Here is a 20,140-nt window from a genome sequence, read left to right on the forward strand (position 1 = left end):
GGGTGGGCACTGCCAGAAAAGGCGCATTCTACCACCCGCCCCGGCAGCACCGAGCACCCTGGCGCCGGCCGCGCCCTCCGCCCGGGTCGCGGGAAGGCGCTCCGGCAGCTACCTGATCAGGCCGCCTGCGACGGCACCCCTCCGAGCGTGACCCTGTCACGGCGCCCGGTCACCGGGTCGGTGCGATGCATGGACAGGCTGCGCCCGGCAAACGGGCCGGTCAGCAGGTCACCCAGCATGGCTTCGGCCAGGCCGTTGCCGGGCTGCGCAAACGGGGTGATGAACTCGACCAGCCACAGGCGGTCGCCACTGTTCCACTCCTCCAGTTCCAGCCGCTGTCCCTGCTCCAGCTTGCGCTCGGCGTCCTCGGACAGGCTGGCCCAGATCGCCACTCCCAACGGCAGCTGCTCCAGCGCCTGCCGGGTGAGTCCGGCAAACACCGGGCTTGCTTCGTCCAGGCCCGGCAACGGTGGCAGGGTGCCAAACCGGAACACCCGGAACTGCTCCTTCAGTATCGGTGGCATGAACGACCATTCCAGGTCTTTGAGCGGCATCTCCCGGTGCAGCGGCGACTGCGACAGCAGCCAGACGATCTGGCCCAGGGCTTCGGCAACGGTGCGCGGGGCGCCTTCGGCCGGGGCCGAAGAGGGGGTCGTGGACGTCATCATGCTTGCGAGATCCTGTAGTCGGGAATGGCGGTCAACAGTTCCAGCGCAGCCGGATCGCGTGCGGCCGTGCTGATGCCCTGTGCGTAGGGCTGGGCGTCGAAGGTGGACATCGCTTCAATCATCTGGAACCGCTTCTTCTGTGCCAGCGCCAGATTGTCATGCAACGCCGAGCGTTGTGCCGCCGGGCCGGAAGGAATGTCCTCCTCGATGGCCGGGCGTTCGGCGGAACGTGGTGCGGCCTGCAGGCGTTCGGCTGCGGTGGGCGCTGGGGCGGCAAAGCGGTCGCCCGCACCGACCCCTGCCGGCGCCGCGGTCGGCACCGGCGGGTCGCCGGCCATGGCAACACGCGGATCACCGCCGCGGCGCTTCACCCGTCCGGAGGCAGCGTCACCACTGCCCTGGTCGCGCCCGTTCCGGCCCGCGCCGGCATTCAGATCCAGCCCATCGCCATCAACATCTTCTTCGCGCTCGCCAAAGGCGAAGAACATGTCCGACAGGGCCGCCTGGCTGCCATCGGTGCGGGTGTACTGGCCGTTGGCGTAGGTGGTGTTGTCCGGCGAGGTGCCCGGCGTCTGCCCGGTGCGCTGCGCGTCGAGATTGATCGATGCCACGCCGGCCTGCTGCAACGTCAGCAGCTCACCGGTCTGGCTGATGCCATCACGGTTGGCATCCCGCCAGACCTGGAACTCGCCGAAGCGCGCATCGCCGGCATCCAGGCGCCGGTCGCCGTTGCTGTCGTACGCCGCCAGGCCCTCAAGGTCGGAACGCGCCCCTTCCCGATCCATCGTGAAGGAGATCTCGGCGCCGGAATCGATCGTGCCGTTGCGGTTGCGGTCAAGCACCAGCAGGCCGTCATGCGGCCCGACCCAGCCGGTCAGGTCGCGCACGCCATCACCGTCCATGTCGAAGCGGGTGGCGCTCTGGGCCCAACCCACGGTTTCCACGCCGTCGCCGTCCAGATCGAGAACCACAGGGCCGAGGCGAGCGCCGAACTCGTTGACGACGAACTTGACCGGGTCGCTCCACAGGCCGGCACTGTCCACCGACTGGACGACGATCTCGTACCAGGTGTCGTAGTAGGTCTCCTGGTAATAGCCCGCACCGCTACCGCGCGGGTCGCCCCAATTGCCTTCATTGACCTGGCGCCGGTTGCCGCGGTTGGCGATACGGGTGGCAATCGTGCCGTTGTAGTAATAGCCGGTGAGGAACCCGTCGCCGGAGATTGCACGCGTGGTCGTTCCATAGTCGTAGTAGAACGTCTCGTTGGTGTACGTATCCCAGTACTGCTGGGTCACACTGAGAATCTCCACCGCACTGGTGATCACCACGCTGCTGTAGAAATCTTCCTGGTCATTTCCCCAGAGCACGTAGACGAAGTTGCTGTCCTGCGTGTAGACCAGCGTTGGTTTCTCATTGACGTTCTGTACGTTGATCGTCACCCAGGTGCTGCTGGACGCGCCGGCGCGGTCGGTCACCGTCACCTGGATCTGGTGGCTCTGCGCGCTTTCAAAGTCCAGCTGCCCGTGCAGCGCGATCTGGCCGGTGGTGGCATTGATGCCGAACAGGTTGCTGGCACCGCCGGTGATGGCGAAACGATGGTCGCGGTTGTACCACTGGCTGTCCGGGTCGGACCAGTTGGTGAACTGGAAGACGGTCTGGCCGGCGCCCGGTGCCGATTCGGCCAGCGTCACGCTCTGGCCCCAGGTCGTGGGCGCCTCGTTGACGTCCTCGATACGCACCGTGATCTCGCGGTTGCCCGACACCAGCGCGCCGTCTGTCGCACGCACCGTGACGTTGTAATACGCCTCCAGCTGGCCATCGCCATCGCCGTCGATCAGCTGCAGGTACGGCGCCACGGCCTCGAAATCGAAGCTGTTCACGTTGTACTTGAGCTGGTTGCCGGAGATCACGAACCAGGCAAACGGGTCGTTGATGATCTGGTACGAGGGCGCGGTTCCGTCCGGATCGGACGAAGACAAGGTCGCCACCACCTGCCCCGACACGCCGGTGTTCTCGGCGGTGAGCGCCACGTGCTGCACGACATCCGGCGTGCGCGGTGCCTCGTTGACGTTGGACACCCCGACCTGGAACACCTGGTCGCGGGTCGCGCCGTGGCTGTCGGTCACCCGCACCGTGATTGCATGCGACGTGGCGGCCTCGTAATCCAGCAGCCCCCCATTGGCGACGCTCAGCACGCCGGCCGCGGTGATGGCAAAGCGGCCGCCGGCATTGTTGACCAGGGTGAAGGTCAGGCCGTCGGTCGCATCCTGGTCCTGGCCACTGAACTTGCCGACCTCGGTACCGTTGCCCGAGTTCTCGGCGATGCTGAGCGTACGGTCGGCAGTGATGCCATGAGGCGCGTCGTTGACGTCCTCCAGGCGCACGGTGATGGTGCGCGCACCGGCCGAGGTCAACCCACCTGATACGGCCTTCACCGACACCGAGTACACCACCTCCTGTCGGCCATCGCTGTCGGCATCGCTCAGCGTCATGCCGGCGGCCTTCAGCGCCTCGAAGTCCAGCACCAGGCCATCGCGGAACTTGAGCTGGTTGCCGACCAGGGTGAACCAGCCGCGCGAGTCTCCCTCCAGCACATAGCTGTAGCTGCCATTGCCGCCGCTGGAGGACAGGTTGGCAATCACCACGCCGCCCAACGCGGCATTTTCGGCAGCGATGGCCACCGGCTGGCTGGAGACGGTCGGTATTGCCGGGGCTTCATCGACGTTGGTCACCGCCACGGTGAAGGTCTTGTCGCGGGTGAGGCCACCGGCGTCGGTCACGCGCACCACGATCTGATGCGACGTGTTGGTCTCGTAGTCGAGCAGGCTGGCATTGGCCACCGTCAGCACGCCCGCCGCGGAAATCGCAAAGCGGCCACCGGCATTGTCGGTCAGGCTGAAGGTGAAGCCATCGTTGTCCGCGTCGACGCGGGCGAAGTTGCCCAGCACCGTGCCATTGGCCACCGGCGCGTCCGCCGTGGATTCGACCGTGCTCAACGCCCGGTCGACCGTGATGTCGGTCGGACGCGCGTTGATGGTGACCGACAGGGTCTGCGTCTTGCTGCTGGTCAGGCCGGTGGCGGTCTCCTTGGCGATGGCGGTCACGGTCAGCGCCGCAGTGCCGGTCAGGTCGGCCGACCACGTGGCCGGGCCGACCAGCGCAAGGCCGGCCAGCTGCGCCGGCGTCAGCGACCACACGCCGTTGCCCAGGTTCGTTCCCTTGTTCAGGGTCAGCCCGGTCGGAAGGTTGGAGATGCGGATCTCCAGGGTCTCCGAACCATCGGTATCGGACAACGCAGCCTGCACATCCAGGGCCAGCGTGCCACCGTCGAGGGTCGTACCGACCTGCACCGCGCGGCTGATCACCGGCGCATCGACCACCGGTTTCACGTCCAGGAAAAACACCCGCTCGGTCACCAGGCCACCCGCATCGGTGGCGACCAGCTTGATCGCCACCCGTCCGCTGGCATTGCCCTTCGGCACCAGGGTCACCGTCCGCTCGCCGTTGGCACCGGCGGTGATGGTCGGCGCGTTCATCCAGGCCACCGCGGAACTGAGATCGGTGGCGTCCAGGACGAACGCCTGTACGGTCACGCCGGATGCGGGGGTCAAGTCATCACCCACGGTGAACTGCACGGCAACCTGTCCATCTTCATTGATCGACTGGTTCGCTACCACGCTGACCGAGGGCAGACCGTTGCCATCCCAGTGGTGCCGCCATTGGTTCTCGAAGGACGCATCAGCATGCAGGGCCTGGTAAGCGGCGACCGTGGCGGGCTTGGTCCGGCCGGCCATCAGCGTGACCAGCGCCTCGGCATTGATGGTACTGCTGGCATGCTCGCCGGCCAGAATGAAATCGATCTTGTAGTTGGCGCGATCATTGGCGCTGGTCGTGGTGTACCAGCCCTTGATCGTGGTCACCACGCTGGTGCCGATCACCGAGATCACCAGATCATCGCCTGTGCGGCTGAACCACAGATCATTCCGACTGATGTCGCGGTAGCCGATGACGTCGATGTCGTCGCCACTGGAATCGTAATTGCGGATCTCGTCCGCACCCGAATCGCGATCGATCAGATAGACGTCACTGTCATCGCCACCGATCAGGATGTCGCTGCCGGCGCCGCCATACAGCGTATCGTTGCCGGCCTGCGCATCCAGCAGATCATCGCCGTCACCACCATAGAGCGTGTCATTGCCGGCCCCACCGTAGAGCGTGTCATTGCCGGCACCGCCCTCGATGTAATCATCACCCGCGCTGCCGGTGATGGTGTCGTTGAATGCACTGCCGATGATCCGCTCGAATGCATCTTCCAGCACGTCACCGGCCGCTGCGCCGCCATGGGTTCCCGTCGCCAGGTTCAGCACCACGCCGGCCGTTGCCGAAGCATAGGTCAGCGTATCGACGCCTGCACCGCCGGACAGCGTGTCGGCACCGGCGCCACCCTCAAGAAGGTCGTCACCATCGCCACCGCGCAGGATGTCGTTGCCGAGGCCGCCCTTCAGCGTGTCATTGCCGATGCCACCTTCCAGCAGATCGTTGCCGGCACCGCCATCGAGAATGTCGTTCCCTGCATCGCCATACAGACGGTCATCGCCGTCTTCGCCATACAGGTTGTCATCGCCGTCACCGCCACGCAGTTCGTCGATGCCCGCGCCACCGTACAGGGTGTCGCGACCGAGCTCGCCCCACAGTTTGTCGTCGCCGGCGTCACCGCGCAGGGTGTCATCGCCATCGCCACCGTACAGATCGTCATTGCCACCGCCACCGTTGATGGTGTCGTTGCCGCCCAACCCCTGGATCACGTCGCGGTTGGCCTGGCCGACCAGTGTTTCGCCGGCTGCGGTGCCGTACAGATAGTCATCGCGGTTGACGACTGTGAACACCAGCTGCTTGCTGACGCTCAATCCGGCGCCGCCACGATCGGTTGCCGTGACGGTCACCGCCACCGTGCTTCCCGCTTCATAGTCGACGATCGCGCCCGCCTTCAGGCGCAGCTGGTTGCCGTTGACGATCTCGAAACGGCTGTCCGAAACGCTGTAGGCCATGGTGGCGAAGTCGCTGCCCGCCACGGTGTCCGGATCGGTGGACGACAGCGTGCCCAGCAGGATCGCGGGCAGCGCTGTGCCAGTGGCCACCCGATCAGTTTCGTTGAAGCTGGTGGTTGTGGCCGCGAATGCCACGGCGGTTGGTGCTTCGTTTTCGTCTTCGATGGCATAGGTGAAGCTGAGGGTTCCGGCCGACGCCAGCTCGCCGTCGAATGCCCTGACACTGGCGGTCAGCAGCACTTCCTTGATGCCATCGCCATCCAGGTCGACCAGGGTCGCGCCCTGCGCTGTGGCCAACGCCTCGAAGTCGATCGCAACGCCCGAACGCACGCGCACCTGGTTGCCCACCACCTCCAACAGGCCGCCCGGGTTGGTCACCAGCTGCAGGGTCGGCGTCGTGGTGTCGGGATCGCCGATCACGAAGGTGCCCACCACCGTGCCGGCCCCGGTCTTCTCGCCGGCCAGAACCGGTGCGGTGTTCGGCGGGCGGGTCGGCGTGAACGGTGCCTCGTTGATGTTGCGCACGTCGATCGTGAAGTCCTTTTCGAACCACGCGCCGGCGCCATCGGTCACGCGTACGCGGATGGTGTGCGCGCTGCCGGTCTCATAGTCCAGCTTGGTTCCATCGCGGACGCTGAGCGTGCCATCGGCCGTAATCCTGAAGCGGCCACCGCCGTCATTGATCAGGGTGAAGGTGGCCGTATCCTCTGCGCCGTCCCGGTCGACATGGCCGAAGCGGCCCAGCGACAGGTTGTTGGCGGCGTTCTCGTCCACCGCCAGCGGCCCCGGGGCGAGGATGTCACTGGGCACGTCGTTGACCGAGCGCACCACCAGATCCACCACCTGGTCGGCGGTATTGCCGTCGGCATCGGTGACCCTGACCACGAAGCGGTCGGTGCCGTGGCGATCGGCTGCGGGGGTGTAGACCCAGGCACCGGTGGCCGCGTCGAGTGCAACGCTGCCCATCGTCGGCCCCTGCAGCACGGCGTAGCCGGAGATGTTGTCGTCATGGTCGACGGCATTGACGTTACCCACCAGTGCCACGTCTTCGTCAGTCGACAGCGACTGGTTGGCCAGCTGCGGGCCGGCCTTGCCGGTGGGATGCCAGTAGCGCGTCAGCTGCGCCGCGATGGCCGCCGGCAGGACGGCCGGCACCTCCGTGGAGAGCTGCGCCATGGCCTGGATCAGCGGTTCAGCATGGGCCAGGAACAGCGAGCCGGCCGCTGTTGCGATCTCCCGCAGGCGACCTGCCCCGGTGTAGTAGCCGGCGATCGTAACGCTCGATCCGCCGCCCAGCACGCTCACCACCAGGTCGTCACCCCTGCGCTGCAACCAGACCGATTCCGGACCGGCGTCCTGCAACACCAGCCGGTTGCGACCGAGCGAATCCTCGATCCGATCCGATCCGTCATGACCCGCGACAACATAGGTGTCGTCGCCCGCACCACCGCGCATCAGGTCGTCACCACCGTCGCCGGACAACGTGTCGTTGCCGTCTCCGCCTTCCAGCAGGTCGTCGCCTGCGCCGCCGGACAGGACATCATCGCCGGCCTCGCCGTACAACTGGTCCGCGCCCTCCTGTCCCCCCAGCGTGTCGTCGCCGTCTCCGCCCCAGGCCTTGTCGTCGCCCGCGTCACCACTGATCTGATCGTTGCCCAGGCCGCCATACAGCTCATCGGCGCCGGTGCCGCCGGCCAGTATGTCCTTGCCGGCACCGCCATCCAGACGATCATCGCCGTCATCGCCGGACAGCGCATCGTCGCCGTCGCCTCCCATCAGCGTATCGTTGCCGTCTCCGCCAACGAGCACGTCGTCGCCCGCCCGGCCGTCCAGCCAGTCGTTGCCCCCCAACCCGAGCAGCCGGTTGGCACGCGCGTCGCCACTGATCGTGTCACCAAAGTCAGCGGTTCCCACCACGTTCTCGACCGAGCTGACACCCCCATTCAGCACGATGCTGTCACCGGTGGCGTGCCCGCCGAACAACGAACCGGTGGCAAGATCGGCAACCAGCGCCGCGCTGGATGAGGCGTAGCGGATCGTGTCTCCGTAGGCCTGCCCAGGCTGGATCGCCTGCCCCAGGCTCACACGGTCACTGCCGCCGTCCAGCACGTCCGCGCCAGCACCGCCCTCCAGCGTGTCATCGCCATCGCCACCGCTCAGCGTGTCGTTGCCGTCGCTGCCGGAAAGGACATCCTCACCCGCTCCTCCGTTGATGACGTCGGCCGCCGTACCGCCCAGGATCACATCGTCATCGGCGGTGCCACCCTGTGCGAGCTGGCGGAGATTGCGCAGTTCAACAGTGAGGCCATCGTTGAGCTGCATGCGCTCCACGCTGATCTGCGCATTGCCGTCACTGCCGATCTTCACCGATCCATTCTGGGCCGCGACCACGTCCAACTGGTTCTCGCCACCGACAATGCGCAGGCGCAGATTGGACAGGCTGATGCCCTTTCCGAACGACAACAGGTCGTCGCCCGACGCGTCCTGGCGCGGCGCCTCACGCAGCAGCTGCATGCCGTTGGCGGTGTTGCGCCAGGTCGTTCCCTGCAGGCGCCCCACGCCGTAGTTCCAGGCCGAAGCCGGCGGGATCGTGGCCTGCTGCTGCGAGAACAGGAAATCGACCTGATCGAAACTGCGGTAGGCCACCTCTCCGCTGAGGCGGTTGGTCAGGGTCAGCCGGTACGCATGCCGCCCCGCGCTCTCGCCCAGGTAATCCCACGATGCCAGGTACGCGCCGGATACCTGGCCGTCCGCGCCCACCACTTCCTCCAGATCGAACGCCGCGTCCATGATCTGGTCGTCACCGTCGCCGACGTTGTACTCATACACATCGTCGCCCGCTCCACCACGCAGCAGATCGTTGCCACCGCCACCGCGCAGGATGTTGTCGGAGGCATCACCGCCCAGTCGGTCGGCACCGTTTCCCCCGGCAAGGCCCTCGATGCCCTCATACACGTCGCCCTTGGCATGGCTGGTATTGCCGACGGTGTTGCCAAGATAGGCAACGACCGCGCTGCTGCCGGCATAGGATGCGATGTCGGTGCCCAACCCGCCAAACAGCAGATCGGCGTCGCTGCCCCCTTCCAGCGTGTCGTCGCCGCTCCCGCCGTAGAGGATGTCCGCACCGGCACCGCCCTTGAGCAGGTCCGATCCTTCATTGCCGTTGAGCAGATCATCGCCAGCACCGCCGTCGATGACATCGTCACCACCGTTGCCGGTCAGCCAGTCCTTGCCGGACGTTCCACTGATGGTGTCGTTGCCATCACTGCCGCCCAGCAGCGTCATCGCGGCAACGCCCAGGCGACCGGTGGCGGCGAACACCATATTCTCGATGGAGCCGCCCAGCGCGTACCAGTCCTTGATCGTCAGCGTGTCGGTGGACTGCGACAGACGACCCGCGTCGCCATCACGGCCCACGGTCAGGCGCAGATCGTTGTCGATCTGCTGCAGCAGGATGTCCTGGACGTCGATGCCCGCACCGAACTCCAGTGAATCAACGCCGGCGTTGCGCGCGATCACGCCATCCAGCGCGCCCATGTGGCGGCGCAGCACCTGTGCCTCGTCGTTCCAGTCGTTGTGGCTGATCCAGCTGGCGCCATTGAAGTACACCACGCCGTCCTTGCTGACCGTTCCATCGGCGTTGCGCACATAGCCGTTGACGTAGCTGCCCTTCTCCCACACCAGATCCCAGTTGTCGACGTAGTCATCAAGAAGAATGTCTTCGCCATCGCCGCGCTGATAGCGGAACACATCATCGCCTTCGCCGCCCACGACCTCGTCGTTGCCGCGCCCACCGACGACCAGATCCGAGCCGGAACCACCGTACACACGGTCATTGCCACCGTCGCCGAACACGGTGTCGTTGCCGTCGCCACCGAGCACCTGGTCGTTGCCGGAGCCGCCCATCACCCAGTCCTGGTCGCCATCGCCGGCAACGAAATCGTCGCCGGCCCCGCCAATGCCGAAGTCATTGCCGGCCAGGCCACGGATCTCGTCATTGCCGTCGCCGCCATAGATGAAGTCGGCGCCATAGGTACCGAGGATGACGTCCGATCCAGCGGTGCCGATGATGTAGGACGTCATGTCACCAATGCGGACCTCCTCACCATTGGCAAACCGCAGCCATTCCACCCGATGGGTCGTCTCGAACCAGTCGCTGATCACCAGCTCGTCACTGGTGGTCTTGGCACGGCCGGCCGAATCGATGAACACCAGCGAGATCACCAGGTTGTTGCCGTCCCTGCGCATGCGCAGGTTCTCGAACGCAACACCGGCGCTGAACACGATCGCATCCTCGCCGCCACGGACCGTGCCGTCGGCAAGGTAGTCGCCGCCACCTGCCCAGCCACGTGCCAGCAGCCCCTGCTCCATCTGGCGGATGCGCCAGGCCAGCGAGTCGCCGCCCTTGTTGGCCACCGACGCGCCGTCTGCCTCGTCGAAGATCACATCGCGGCCATCGCCAAATCCAAACAGGTACTGGTCCGAGCCACCGCCGCCGAACAGCGCGGCGCCATTTCCGAAGCGGTCGTCACCGGCACCACCGCTGATGATGTCGGCGCCGTCGCCGCCCAGGATCCGGTCGACGCCGGCACCGCCTTCAAGCCAGTCCGCGCCACGGCCACCATAGAGGCGATCGTTGCCTGCGCCGCCGCGCAGCAGATTGCCGTTGCCGCCGTTGACGGCGATCGCCGCGGCCTCCGCTGCGGCATCGCCGGCCGCAAAGGTGATGTTGGAAACCGCGCCGGCGAACAGGACGTCGTCACCGTCCTGCCCGAGCAGCCAGTCATCCAGGCGTCCGCCGACCAGCGTGTCATTGCCGGAACCGCCGAGCAGATCATTGCCTAGATCCCCGCCGCGGACGATATCGTCGCCGTCGCCTGCATCGATGATCGCGGCCACGTCCACCTTGTGGCTGCCATTCATCGCCGCGCCGTTGACCTTGAGCGCTGCCGAAGCGGCCAGCACATTGCCTTCCAGCGAGATCTGGTCCGCGCCGCTGCTGCCGGCGATCTCATCCTTCATCGAGGTTTCGATGCTGTCGCGTATGGTTCCGGCGCGCTCATCACCGGCCATCACCGTGAACGTACGCTCCTTGCCGTCGAGTGCCATGTAGAGATTGGCCGGCCCGATACCGATGCCGTCCACGGTGCCATCGAGGATCTCATCCATCAGCACCGAGAAACCGCCCGTCCAGTCGCTGGCGGCGCGCCGGTGCAGTCCCAGCTCGCGGGCACGTGCGAAGGTAATGGCCCAGCCTGCGGCGAACCCATCCGCCGATCCGGTCGACAGCAGGGCGTTGACCACGCTGGGATCGGCCATGTAGCGGCCATAGTCCAGGGCCACGGACAGATCGCCCACCAGCTGCGTTGAATCGAAGTCCTGTGGACGGGTGGTCGCCAGGCCGTTGGACAAGGCCCGTTTGATGTAGATGTCACCGCCTGCCATCTGTGGCACCAGCGAACGCAGTGCCGCCAGGGAGCCGTAGCCGATCACCTCGGCGGCATCACGCGTCTTGAAGACCACCGTCCCGTTGCGCCGATAGACGAAATCCTTGCCGTGGGTTCCGTATCCACCGGCCACCACGGACGCGGGATCGATCAGGCGTGAACCTGCAAGTTCCAGTACGTTGTTCAGCGTTCCGCTGACTGTCTGCGCGAAACTGATGGCCGCCGTCGGGGTGGCACCCGAGCGCTGCCAGACACCGCTGATGGCGAACTTGCCCGAGGCCTGGTCCCAGGTCACCTCGGCGCCGGAACGCGGTTTGCCCCCGAACATCGATCCGATCACGCCGCCGAAAATGTAGCCGACGAACGCACCGATGACCGCGCCGACCGGGCCGGCCATGGACCCGAACCGCATCCCCATCGCCGCACTGGAGCCTGCGCTGGCGGCGCCAATCATGGCACCGATGGACGCCCCCAGCGACGCGCCGATCTGCCCTGCGATGGTATCGAACTCCACCAGCTTGGAGGCCAGCTTGGTGCCCAGCCAGGTGGCCACCACCGTGCTGATGTTGAAGCTGCCCAGGTTGATGTTGCTCAGCGCCGGTACGCCGTTGGAAATGTTCTGGATGATCATCCCAAGCGCCTGCGCCGCCGCAGACTGGCCCAGCTCGCCAACCACCGTTCCCTCCAGGCCGAGGGCATGGATGAGCTCGCCGGCCAGATAGGACGAAACCACGCCGGTGGCGTTGGCGCCCAGATCCAGTTCGATATCCTGGAAGGCGGCATCGAATGCCTGGAACGCCGATTCGGTCACCCTCAGCTGCGCCAGCGCCTCGGCCAGATTCTCGCCCAGTGCGGAAAACACGATTGAACCGATGCTGCTGACCAGGGCGTCGTCGAACAGTACCGAACTGAGCGAGCTGCCGAAGCTTGAACCGATCGAACCGATGTTCACACCCAGATACAGCACATCGTCGGTGGTGGTCACCGTGCCATCCGCAGCGATGACGGTGTTGACCTCGATGCGGATGTTGCCGCGGGTGGTGACGTTGTCGATCTGGTCGACTTTTCCATCTCCGTTGCTGTCGATCCTCACCTGCGCGGTCTGGACATAGTCGTCCTCGTCGCTGACCTCGCCGCCGGAGATCAGGAAGCGATTGTTGCCGAAGTTGCGACTGCCGCTGGTCTTCTCCTGCAGCACGCGCTCGATGCGGTCGTAATCCCCGTCACCATCAAGATCGGTGCGGACGATCTCGATGACGTCGCCATTGATCGTCTCGCCGACGATCCTCACGCCGTCGCCCTGTGGTTCGGCGAGGGTCAGGATGTAGCCGGTGGGCAGATAGCTCTGGCTCTGCCCGATGAAGTCAGCCGATGGCAGGATGAGCTCCTTGTCCGCCTTGGGCAGGAATGCGAGCGTGCCGTCGGTGCGGATGACCGCAATGTAGTCCTGTGCAGTGACCTGATGCTTCTTGTAGGCGTCGATTGACAGGTCATAGGCGGTGCCATTGTGGGCACCGATGCCCGTCACCATCACATACTTCCCACTCTCGGTCAGCACGTACAGGTCCGGCAGCACCACCACATTGCCCAGCCGTCCACCGGCGGTCCACGCACCACCCGGCACGAAGTCCGATTGGCGCACGTAGTGCGTGTAGTGATCCTGGATGAATGCCTGCGCAGCGGCGGTATTCACTCCCTGGCCGTGCACCATCGCCATGATCAGGCCAAGGCTGTCGGTCGGGTTTCCCACACCGAAGCCAGCCGACCCCTTGCCGACGCCACTCATCCGATTGATATCGAACCCCACCGGAAGGTTGTCCCGGGTGAGGTACAGATCCATCATCTGCGTCTGCGCCAGCGCGGTTCCCAGCGAGAAGCCCGGGAAGTACAGATCGCTGAAGTTCAGTCCAATTCCCTTGGCGTCTGCAAATGCCTGCCTTCCAAACGCAATCGCGTCGAGCTGCTGTTGGGTGGGAATATGCAGCGTCGCCAGAGCGTCGGTAATGATGTCGCGCCAATCGACGGGGTTGGCCTGTGTTGGCCGGTTGGCAACGATGAAGGAGTTGCTCGCGTCGTGATAGAGCGCCATCCCGAAATAGCCGCTCTTCTCTTCGGCGGAGGCTGAGATCACCGACCAGCCGGTGCCATCGAGCGCGACACGGATCGACATCTCGTCAAACTGCATCAGCTCGGCAATCGCCGTCATCAATGCCGTGTTGTCACCAATCGAGGCGCTCGCGCTGGCGGTCTTCATCCGCCTGACGATCGTGGTGAGGGACCGCTTCGGAACCTGGGTGATGGTGCGACCGCTCATGTCAGTTCTCCACTCCATTGGGTTGAACAACAATTTCGGCACGTTGCCGGTTGGCAGAAACGTGGTTGGACTCAGGGCTGAGGTCTACGCTGGCTCATCGCTCCCTCCCCGCCTCCTGCACGCGCCGCGACAGCGGCGACAGCAGGTATTCAATGATGCGGCGGTCACCGGTCTTGATCTCGGCCGTGGCGGCCAGGCCCGGCGCCAGCGCGCGGCGCCGGCCATCCACTTCGATCCAGGGCCGCAGCAGGCGTACGCGCGCCGGATAGCGCAGCCCTTCCTTCTCGGTCTGCACGGCATCACGGCCCACCGTTTCGACAACGCCATCCACCACGCCGTAGCGCGTGAACGGATAGGCTTCCAGCTTCACCTCCACCGGCTGCCCGTCGCGGACGAAGCCGGCATCGCGGTTGGGCAGCATGGCGTCGACCACCAGTTCGCCGTCGTGCGGCACCAGCACCATCAGCGGATCGGCCGGCTTCACCACACCGCCGATGGTATGCACCTGCAGCTGCTGCACCACGCCGGTCACCGGCGCGCGCAGCACCGTATGCCCGGCCTTGTCATGGGCCTTTTTCAGTTCTTCGGCGCGCAGCACGCGCGCCGCTTCGGCCTCGGTCAATGCATCCAGCGCTTCGCGGGCGAACTCGCTGCGGCTCTTGCTCATCTGCTGGCTGGCGGCCTGTTGCGCAGCGGCGGCCTTGCGCTGTTCCTCGCGGCGGATCGCCAGGTCCTGGCGCATGCCCACCACCCGCTCCTTCACTTCTGCCACCTGCAACCGCGGCACGTAGTTGTCGCGGCTCAGTTCCTCCAGCTTGTTCAGCTGGTCGGTGGCCAACGGCAGCTGTTCTTCCAGCTTGGCGATCTCGGCCAGGATCATGCCGTGCTCGCCGTCGCGCTGGCTGCGCTCCTGCTGCAGGCCGCCTACGGTGGAATCGAACTCGCGCTGCTTGGCGGCCACCAGTGCCTGCTGGATGGCCACGATGCTGTCAGGCGTCCCCTGCGGAGCGACGAAGCGGCCGGCGCGGCCGGCAACGTGGTCCACCACGGCCTGTGCGCGTGCCACGTCGATCTGCGCGGTCAGCAGCGCCTGGCGCGCCTGTTCGACTTCGGCATGGCTGACGGTCGGGTCCAGCTCCAGCAGCGGCGTCCCCGCCTTCACGGGCTGTCCTTCCACCACGTGGATCGCCCGGACCACGCCCTGGTCCGCGGCCTGGATCACCTTCACGTTGCCACGCGGAATCACCTTGCCTTCGGCCACCGCCACCATGTCCAGGCGGCCCAGGCACGCCCACACCAGCGCGATGGCCAAGAAGGCGATCAGCAGCCAGAGCACGGTGCGGCCAATGGGGTTTGGTGGCTTTTCCAGAACCTCCAGCGCGGCAGGCAGGAAGTCTGGTGCGGCCGAGCTGCGCAGGTCCGGCTGCGCACGCTCTGCACGCAGGCTCTCGCGCAGGATGGCCAGGTGATGCCTCAGTCCTTTCAACATGCGTGCTGTCCTTGGCTGGGCGCGCGGGGGTCAGTTCAGGGGAACGGCCACGGCGGGCAGGCCCATCTGTTTGGTGTAGAGCAGTGAGTAGCGGCCACCGGCGCGCAGCAGATCCTCGTGCGTGCCGGTCTCGGTGATCCGGCCGCGTTCGAGCGTGACGATGCGGTTGGCCTGGCGTACGGCTGACAAGCGGTGCGCGATGATGATCACGGTGCGACCGGCGGACATGCGCTTGAGGTTGTCCTGGATGACGTCTTCGCTTTCGGCATCCAGCGCCGAGGTGGCCTCGTCGAAGATCAGGATCTTCGGATCGATCGCCAGCGCACGCGCGATGGCCAGGCGCTGCCGTTGGCCGCCGGAAAGATTGCCGCCACGCTCGTCAATGCGGGTGTCGTAGGCCTCGGGCAGCTCCAGGATGAAATCGTGCGCGCCGGCCAGCTTGGCCACTTCCACCACGCGGCTCATCGGCATCGCCGGGTCGGCCATCGCGATGTTCTCGCGCACGCTGCGGTTGAACAGCAGGTTTTCCTGCAGCACCACTCCCACCTGGCGACGCAGCCAGGCCGGGTCAACCATCGACAGGTCCACGCCATCGACCAGCACCCGTCCCCGCTCGGGCGTGTGCAGGCGCTGGATCAGCTTGGTCAGGGTCGACTTGCCCGATCCCGAGGGCCCGACCACGCCAAGGATCTCGCCCGGGGCGATATCCAGATTGACCCCGGACAGCACTTCCTGCCCTTCGGGCCGGTAGCGGAACGACACATGTTCCAGCGCGATGCGGCCTTCGACATCCGGAAGGCTGGCCCGTGATGGCGAGCTGGCCGGTTCGGTAGGGGAATTGAGGATGTCCCCCAGCCGCTCCACCGCGATGCGCGCCTGCTGGAAGTCCTGGGCCAGCTGCGCCAGGCGCAGCACCGGCCCGGCCACCTGGCCGGCAAGCATGTTGAACGCCACCAGCTCACCGACGGTCAGCTTGCCGTCGATCACCAACCGCGCGCCGAAGAACAGCAGCGCCACCGTGGCCAGTTTGTGGATCAGCTGTATCGCCTGCGAGCCCCAGTTGGCCAGCATGCCGGCGCGGAAGCTGGCCTGGATGTAGCCTGCCAGCTGCTTGTCCCAGCGGTTCTGCGCCTGCGGCTCAACCGCCAGCGCCTTGATCGTCTCCACGCCGGTCACCGCCTCGACCAGGAACGACTGGTTCTCGGCACCGCGCACGAATTTCTCATCCAGCCGGCGGCGCAGCATCGGGCCCACCAGCATCACCACCACGGCATACAGCGGCAGGGTGATCAGCACGATCAGCAGCAGCGTCGGGCTGTACAACCACATCACCGCCAGGAACACGATGGCGAAGAACAGGTCCAGCACCACGGTCTGCGCCGACGAGGTGAGAAACTCACGGATGGTCTCCAACTCGCGTACGCGCGCCACCGAATCACCCACCCGCCGCGCCTGGAAGTAGGCCAGCGGAAGATGGGTCAGGTGCGAGAACAGCTTCGAGCCCAGTTCGGCATCGACACGGCTGGTGGTGTGCGAGAACAGGTAGGTCCGCAGCCCGCCCATCACCACTTCGAACACCGAAACCACCAGCAGGCCCAACGCCAGTACCTCCAGCGTGGTGATGCCTTTGTGCACCAGCACTTTGTCGATCACCACCTGGAAGAACAGCGGCGTGATCAGCGCCATCAGCTGCAGGAAGAACGAAGCCACCAGCACATCACGCAGCAGGCGGCGGTACTTCACCAGCGCCGGAATGAACCAGCCGACGTCGAAGCGCCGGGCGGCACCGGCCACGCTTTCGCGCGTGGTCATCAGCAGCAGGCGGCCGTCGAAGTCCTGCGAGAATTCGCCCAGGGTCAGCGTGACCGGACGCCCCTCGGCCGAGGCGTCAAAGCACAGCACGTTTTCCGCATCGGCCTTGAGCACCAGGGTGTAGCGCCCGTCGGCCAGACAGGCGATGGCCGGCAGAGGATGGTCGCGCAGGGCGGTAACCCGTGCCTGCACCACGCGCGCCTTGACGTCCATGCGCTTGGCCAGGCGCAACAGCTCCTGGGTGGCGATGCGTCCTTCGGGATGGCCCAGCTGGTGCCGGAGCTGGTCAGGATCGGCCGGCCGATCAAGGAATCCCAGCAAGGCGACAAAACAGGCAAGTGCGCCCCCATCATCCACGCACGGCGACTCCTGCAGATCGATCCCTGATCCGTTGCTGCCCACGTCAACTGCCTTGTTGTCCCCTGGTGCGCGGACTCTAGGCCCGGGCCATGTCAGCTGTCCACCTGCTGAACGAGCTTTTGTGCAAATCAGATCAAAGTGACAAATTCATCACATTTTTGAACACGCCTTCTGTTCATTCAGACGGGACCACGCCGACGGCGGGCGACCGGCATCATGGCATCATGATGGCTGCACGTTCCCAAGCCGTTCTCATGACGATCAAAGGCAAAGCCACCTCCCTGGACATCGCCCACCTGGCCGGGGTCTCCCAGCCCACCGTGTCGCGGGCCCTGCGTGGCAGCCCGATGGTCAACGCCGAGACCCGCGAGCGCATCCTGCGCATCGCCCGCGAGCTGAACTACAAGGTCGACAAGAACGCCTCCAGCCTGCGCCTGCGCAATGCCGGCACCCTGGCCCTGCTGTTCTTCGAAGACCCGACCAACGACGACTCGCTGATCAACCCGTTCTTCCATTCGATGCTCGGCTCGATCACCCGTGCCTGCGCCCTGCACGGGCAGGACCTGCTGGTCTCGTTCCAGCAGCTGTCCACCGACTGGCAGGCCGATTACGAGGACAGCAACAAGGCCGACGGCATCATCCTGCTCGGCTACGGCGACTACCACCAATCGCGCGACCGCCTGCAGCGGCTGGTTGAACAGGGCACGCATTTCGTGCGCTGGGGCGCCGCCCTGCCCGGCCAGCCCGGCGTGTCGATCGGCAGCGACAATTTCCAGGGCGGGCATGACATCACCGCCCACCTGCTGCAGCAGGGCTGCCGCCGCATCGCCTTCCTCGGCCATGCCTCCAGCCACTACCCGGAGTTCCAGGAGCGTTACCGCGGCCATGTGGCGGCTTTGCAGGAACACGGTCTGGCCGCCGAACCGGCGCTGCAGCACGATGCCATCACCACCGAGGCCTCCGGCCAGGAAGCCTGCCAGCTGCTGCTGGCCCGCGGCGAACCCATCGATGCGATCTGCGCGGCCAGCGACCTGATCGCGATCGGCGCGATCCGCGCCCTGCGCGAGGCCGGCCTGCGCGTGCCGCAGGACGTGGCAGTGACCGGTTTCGACGACATCCCGCTGGCAGCCTCGGTGTCACCGGCCTTGACCACGGTGCAGCAGGACACCAAACAGGCCGGCCAGCTGCTGGTCGAACGCCTGCTGGCGCTGATCGGCCGGCAGCCGGTGGACAGCCAGAGCATCCCGGTGAAGCTGGTGGTGCGCGAATCCTCGCAGCGCTGAGGCCACGGCTTCGGCTATGCTGCGCCCAACCGCCAGGCCCGGCCCGGCATCGCACGCCCTCTTCGGGAGAAGGCCTTTGTCCTCCGCCAGCACACCCATACCGCACCGGTAACGGCGGCGAAGGGCACGCTGCGTCGAGACTGACGCCCACGCCCGTCCTCGTACCGGTCATGCCCGCCTTGGGCCACTCAACCTGTCGAGGTTTCCATGCTGGTTCCCACTTCCGCGCAGGATCTGCGCGAGCTGCTGTTGTCCCCGTGTTCCGAGGAGCATGCCATCGCCCCGCCTGCCGTGCTGACGATGCTGGCCGATCTGGCCGGGCATATCGAACCGGTGTTCGCGCCCGCCGCCTGGCTGGTGACCGAGGACGGCATGCCGGTCGGCCTGTTCTCGATTACCCGCGCACCCGAGCAGGGCGTGCTCGATATCGGCTATGGCATCGCGCCGGCACACCAGGGCCGTGGTCTTGCCGGCCGGGCCCTGGCCGAGCTGGTGGACTGGGCCCGGCACGATGCGCGCGTACGTTGCCTGAGCGCTGAAACGGCGGTGGGCAACGTCGCTTCGCAGGCGGTGCTGCGTCGCAATGGCTTTACCGTGGTCGGTCAACGCAGCGACGCCGAAGACGGTGCACTGCTGTGCTGGCGAAGGCACGTGACGGCCGACTGAGGCGTCGATCGGGGCGGCGGCCTCACCGCCGCCGCTCCCCAACGCGCAACCGCAGGATTCTCCCCCCATGACCAACGGCGGATGCGCACCGGCGCCAATGCGCGGATAACGCGCAGACACGCCCATGGAAAGGTGTACGTCGCATGCTGAAGATCGATTCGCTGTCCAAGACGTACGCCAACGGCGTGCACGCCCTCAACAACGTCAGCCTGGACATCCCGCGCGGGATGTTCGGCCTGCTGGGGCCGAACGGCGCCGGCAAATCCTCGTTGATGCGCACGTTGTCCACCCTGCAGGAGGCCGACAGCGGCTCGGCCGTGCTCAGCATCCCCGGTGAAGCACCGATCGACGTGTTGCGCGACAAGGATGCGGTGCGGCGCCGGCTCGGCTACCTGCCGCAGGATTTCGGCGTGTACCCGAAGGTCAGTGCGCTGGACCTGCTGGAGCATTTCGCGGTGCTCAAGGGCCTGACCCAGCGCGCGCAGCGCCGCGAAGTGGTCGACGGCCTGCTGCAGCAGGTGAACCTGTGGGATGCGCGCAAGCGCAAGCTGGGCACCTTCTCCGGCGGCATGCGCCAGCGCTTCGGCATCGCCCAGGCGCTGCTCGGCGACCCGCGTCTTGTGATCGTCGATGAACCCACCGCCGGTCTCGACCCGGAGGAGCGCAACCGCTTCCTCAACCTGCTGGCGGCCATCGGCGAGAACGTCGCGGTGATCCTGTCCACCCACATCGTCGAGGACGTGACCGACCTGTGCCCGACCATGGCGATCATGAACAAGGGCCAGGTGCTGCTGACCGGTCGCCCGGCCGATGCCATCGACGCGCTGCAGCAGCAGGTCTGGCGCAAGCAGGTCGATCCTTCCGAGCTGGCCGACCACGAGGCGCGCTATGTGGTGCTGTCGACCCGTCTGGTGGGGGGCCGCCCGGTGATCCACGTGCACAGCACCAACGACCCCGGCGATGGCTTCGCGGCCGTGGCTCCCGACCTTGAGGACGTGTACTTCCAGCGCCTGCGCCTGCAGGCCCGTGCCCGCGCGGCAGCCTGAGCGGAGC

The 20,140-nt window shown here is 66.1% G+C and carries 7 protein-coding genes; 3 read left to right on the forward strand and 4 right to left on the reverse strand.

Annotated elements, in window-relative coordinates; all coding sequences use genetic code 11:
- Nucleotides 1-116: 116 nt before the first annotated feature.
- The 4 genes from LZ605_RS10390 to LZ605_RS10415 all read right to left on the reverse strand — a co-directional run bounded on the left by LZ605_RS10390 (nt 117) and on the right by LZ605_RS10415 (nt 17,135).
- Nucleotides 117-668: a toxin-activating lysine-acyltransferase gene (locus LZ605_RS10390; RefSeq protein WP_249844749.1), complete on the reverse strand. Its 552-nt coding sequence runs from the start codon at nt 666-668 to the stop codon at nt 117-119.
- Nucleotides 665-13,477, reverse strand: a complete 12,813-nt coding sequence (locus tag LZ605_RS23110; protein ID WP_279919899.1) for a cadherin domain-containing protein — start codon at nt 13,475-13,477, stop codon at nt 665-667. The genes LZ605_RS10390 and LZ605_RS23110 overlap by 4 nt, the downstream gene beginning before the upstream one ends.
- A gap of 94 nt (nt 13,478-13,571) precedes the next feature.
- Nucleotides 13,572-14,966 carry an HlyD family type I secretion periplasmic adaptor subunit gene (locus tag LZ605_RS10410; RefSeq protein WP_249844750.1) on the reverse strand — a complete coding sequence of 465 codons (1,395 nt, stop codon included), beginning with the start codon at nt 14,964-14,966 and terminating at the stop codon, nt 13,572-13,574.
- 30 nt (nt 14,967-14,996) lie between these two features.
- Entirely contained in the window at nt 14,997-17,135 is a 2,139-nt protein-coding gene (locus tag LZ605_RS10415; RefSeq protein WP_249844751.1) for a type I secretion system permease/ATPase, read from the reverse strand.
- 257 nt (nt 17,136-17,392) lie between these two features.
- Between LZ605_RS10415 and LZ605_RS10420 the strand changes: the two genes are divergently transcribed.
- The 3 genes from LZ605_RS10420 (at nt 17,393) to LZ605_RS10430 (ending at nt 20,133) form a co-directional block, all read left to right on the forward strand.
- Complete coding sequence (locus tag LZ605_RS10420; RefSeq protein WP_249844752.1) at nt 17,393-18,421, forward strand: LacI family DNA-binding transcriptional regulator; 1,029 nt, start codon at nt 17,393-17,395, stop codon at nt 18,419-18,421.
- 207 nt (nt 18,422-18,628) lie between these two features.
- The gene (locus LZ605_RS10425) at nt 18,629-19,087 is read left to right on the forward strand and encodes a GNAT family N-acetyltransferase (protein ID WP_249844753.1); all 459 of its coding nucleotides are present in this window, start codon (nt 18,629-18,631) and stop codon (nt 19,085-19,087) included.
- 143 nt (nt 19,088-19,230) lie between these two features.
- Nucleotides 19,231-20,133 (forward strand): ABC transporter ATP-binding protein, encoded by a 903-nt coding sequence (locus tag LZ605_RS10430; protein ID WP_249844754.1) that lies wholly within the window; start codon nt 19,231-19,233, stop codon nt 20,131-20,133.
- The last annotated feature ends 7 nt before the right edge of the window (nt 20,134-20,140 follow it).

This window comes from Stenotrophomonas maltophilia (assembly GCF_023518235.1).
GTDB lineage: Bacteria > Pseudomonadota > Gammaproteobacteria > Xanthomonadales > Xanthomonadaceae > Stenotrophomonas.

Coding starts and splice junctions, on each gene's coding strand:
- LZ605_RS10420 (WP_249844752.1), top strand. CDS start 17,393: ATGACGATCAAAGGCAAAGCCACCTCCCTGGACATCGCCCACCTGGCC.
- LZ605_RS23110 (WP_279919899.1), bottom strand. CDS start 13,477: ATGAGCGGTCGCACCATCACCCAGGTTCCGAAGCGGTCCCTCACCACG.
- LZ605_RS10410 (WP_249844750.1), bottom strand. CDS start 14,966: ATGTTGAAAGGACTGAGGCATCACCTGGCCATCCTGCGCGAGAGCCTG.
- LZ605_RS10430 (WP_249844754.1), top strand. CDS start 19,231: ATGCTGAAGATCGATTCGCTGTCCAAGACGTACGCCAACGGCGTGCAC.
- LZ605_RS10425 (WP_249844753.1), top strand. CDS start 18,629: ATGCTGGTTCCCACTTCCGCGCAGGATCTGCGCGAGCTGCTGTTGTCC.
- LZ605_RS10390 (WP_249844749.1), bottom strand. CDS start 668: ATGATGACGTCCACGACCCCCTCTTCGGCCCCGGCCGAAGGCGCCCCG.